The organism is Mesorhizobium sp. M5C.F.Ca.IN.020.32.2.1 (genome assembly GCF_004023105.1).
GTDB lineage: Bacteria > Pseudomonadota > Alphaproteobacteria > Rhizobiales > Rhizobiaceae > Mesorhizobium > Mesorhizobium wenxiniae.
The window spans coordinates 1-2689 of the sequence record NZ_RZSX01000851.1; the positions used below are offsets into that span (position 1 = coordinate 1).

Genomic DNA, 2689 nt, shown 5'->3' on the forward strand with positions numbered 1-2689 from the left:
CATAGACACATTCCTCGAACTGGAAGACAGCGCCGTCGCGTTCGAGTTTTGGCTCTACGTGCAAAATCATTCCCGGACGGATCTCGACATGGTCATCCGGTCCCAGGGACGGCGGCTCGACGATACCCATCCCACCGCTATGTCCAAATCGAGCGACCGCAGTCCACTTGTTCCCAACGCTGGCGGGCACCCACAATTTCATGGCCTCGTGGAAGAAATCTGCGCAGGTGATGCCCGGCCGGATCATGTGGCAGAGTTCGAGCGTGAGATCGCGGATGGCCGTGTAGGTCTCGCGCTCCCAAGCCTTGGGCTCGCCCGCTCGCGCAATCCGATTGCGATCCGCCGGGTATCCGCCATAGGTCGCCCGGAAGTCTGCCCAAATATAATGGCCTTCCTCGAGGCGCCTGTTGCCGGGCGGGCGCCCGAAAGTGAAATCGCTCTTGCTGAAGATCAGCGGAAATGGCACGCCGCCCTCCGCCCCGTTCAGGAATGTCTGCGCGGTGATCATTCCCCACAGCTCGTATTCGGTGATGCCGATCCGCGCCTTGGCGATCGCCTGATTGAAAGCGTCGTCGCAAATGGTGAAGGCAGCGCGCTTCAGCGCAGCCTCAAATGGTGTCTTGATGAGGCGGGACCGCCACAATGTTGGAGCCGCAGTTTTGAGATCGCCGGCTTTGGCCAGTCCTCGCAAGGCATCAACGAGTGCCAGAGAGCTGTGGCCCGCCATCTCCTCACCATAGTCGATACCGATTCTCGGTGATTTGCCCTTGAAGAGGTCGCGGATCGAGTCCGCGACTAGCTTCACCCCTTGATCGATATAGCCGTCATAGTACAGACCGGAGAACACGCGAGGCTTCCAATTCACGTGAGCTCGTTCATAGGTCGCCGCTAGGACAAAAAGGTCGTCGGCCGTAATAATCCCGAAAAACGGGCGGGAGTTGTAGTACCAGGAAAACGACTTAAAGTCTGTAAAGTACTGAATATTTACTACGTCGGTGAGGACGATCACGTCGAGGCCGTCGGCCTCCATCTCTTTTCTTATGCTCGCGAGGCGCGCGGCAAGTTCATCGAACGGAACGTCCGGGGCGGGTGGAAATTTGGTGTGTCCGGCTTCTTTACCGGCCGATGTCGATTGCATGTTCACTGGTTCGTTCCTTAATGGATCGCTGTTCTATTCAATGGATGATGAGCATGTTTTCCGGGCAAAGAGGCGCCAGGAATTCGATGCCGTCTTCACGCATGTAGATGCATTCCTCGAACTGGAACACGGCTCCATCGCGCTCGAGCTTCGGCTCTACGTGCAAGATCATCCCCGGCCGGATGACCGTGTGGTCGGTCGCTTGAAGGGAGGGCGGTTCGGTGAGTCCAATGCCGCCGCCATGCCCGAACCGTTTCACGCCCAGCCATTTCTGACCAACGCTCACCGGTTCCCACATCTTGCGCGCCATGGCATGCACTTCGGAGCAGGTCATTCCGACCTTGATCGAGTTGCAGAGCTCGAGCGTCATGTCACGGACGGCCCTGTAAGCGTCCAGTTCCCAGGGCTCCGGCTCGCCGGCGCGCGCAATGCGATTGCGATCCGCCGGATATCCGCCATAGGTCGCGCGGAAATCTGCCCATATGTAGTGCCCCGGCTCCAGGCGCCGATCCGAAGCCGGCCGGCCATAGGTGAAATCGCCCTTGCTGAAGATAAGCGGAAAGGGATCACCGCTATCTGCGCCGTTCAAGAACATCTGCGCCTGCATGATGCTCCACAGCTCATATTCGGTGGTGCCGATGTGCGCCTGCGTGATGGTTTGATCGAAGGCAGAATCGGCGATGGTGAAGGCGATCCGCTTCAAGTCGGCTTCGAACCGCGTCTTGATCTGGCGGACACGCCACAGGGTCGCGGTCGCAGTGCCGATGTCCCGACCGGTCGAGAGTTCCCGCAGCGCATCGATCAATGGCAGGGAGCCGCGACCATACATCTCTTCACCGTAATCGATGCCGGTCCTCAGGGTCTTGCCCTTGAACAGATCGCGGATCGTGTCCGCCACCAGTCTCACCCCTTCATCGACATATCCGTCGTAAAACTTGACGGAGAAGGCACGCGGCTTCCATTCGACGTGCGGCTTTTCGTGGAAGGCGGCGAAGACAACGAGGTCCCGAGCGGTAATCGCGGCGAAGACCGGTCTGCAATTGTAGTACCAGTGCAAGGTGCGATAACCCGTGAAGTACTGAATGTTGTTCGCGTCGGTCAGGACGATCAGATCCAGCCCGTCGGCATCCATTTCCCTCCTGATGCTCTTGAGGCGGGCCCCCAGTTCATCCGCCGGCACCGCGGGGGGTGGAGGAAACCTGGTCTGTCCAGCTTTCTTGCCGGATGTCGATATGGTGCTCATTGGCCTGTCCTTCGATGATTGGATTCCGCGGGCGCACTGCAGTGCTTGCTGCGCGGTCGGGCGATTGCGAAGCGCAGCGTAAAGGCATTGCGCATTTATATACTAATCGAATTTTCGAAGCTTCTCATGCCTGAACCTTATGACGCTTCGTATGCGAGGAGCGCCCACGCCGACCTATCGGGGCATAGGCATCGAAAAGTTGGTTGGACACGCTGCCGAGGGGTTCGCCAAGCGTTGCCGAGCGGCCTAGGAAGGCGACCCGGCAAGCGTCCACGCGCTCCTTTTATGGCGCGCGGAGACTATTGGCG

Annotated in this window: 2 protein-coding genes; both read right to left on the reverse strand. The window is 58.9% G+C overall.

Annotation, left to right across the window (positions count from 1 at the left end):
* Nucleotides 1-1138, reverse strand: a 1138-nt coding sequence (locus tag EOA86_RS29850; RefSeq protein WP_245497420.1) for a Xaa-Pro peptidase family protein, incomplete at its 3' end; no start/stop codon positions are given.
* Between the two features lie 37 nt (nucleotides 1139-1175).
* Complete coding sequence (locus EOA86_RS29855; RefSeq protein ID WP_128344925.1) at nucleotides 1176-2381, reverse strand: Xaa-Pro peptidase family protein; 1206 nt, start codon at nucleotides 2379-2381, stop codon at nucleotides 1176-1178.
* Nucleotides 2382-2689: the final 308 nt, after the last annotated feature.

Coding starts and splice junctions, on each gene's coding strand:
- EOA86_RS29855 (WP_128344925.1), bottom strand. CDS start 2,381: ATGAGCACCATATCGACATCCGGCAAGAAAGCTGGACAGACCAGGTTT.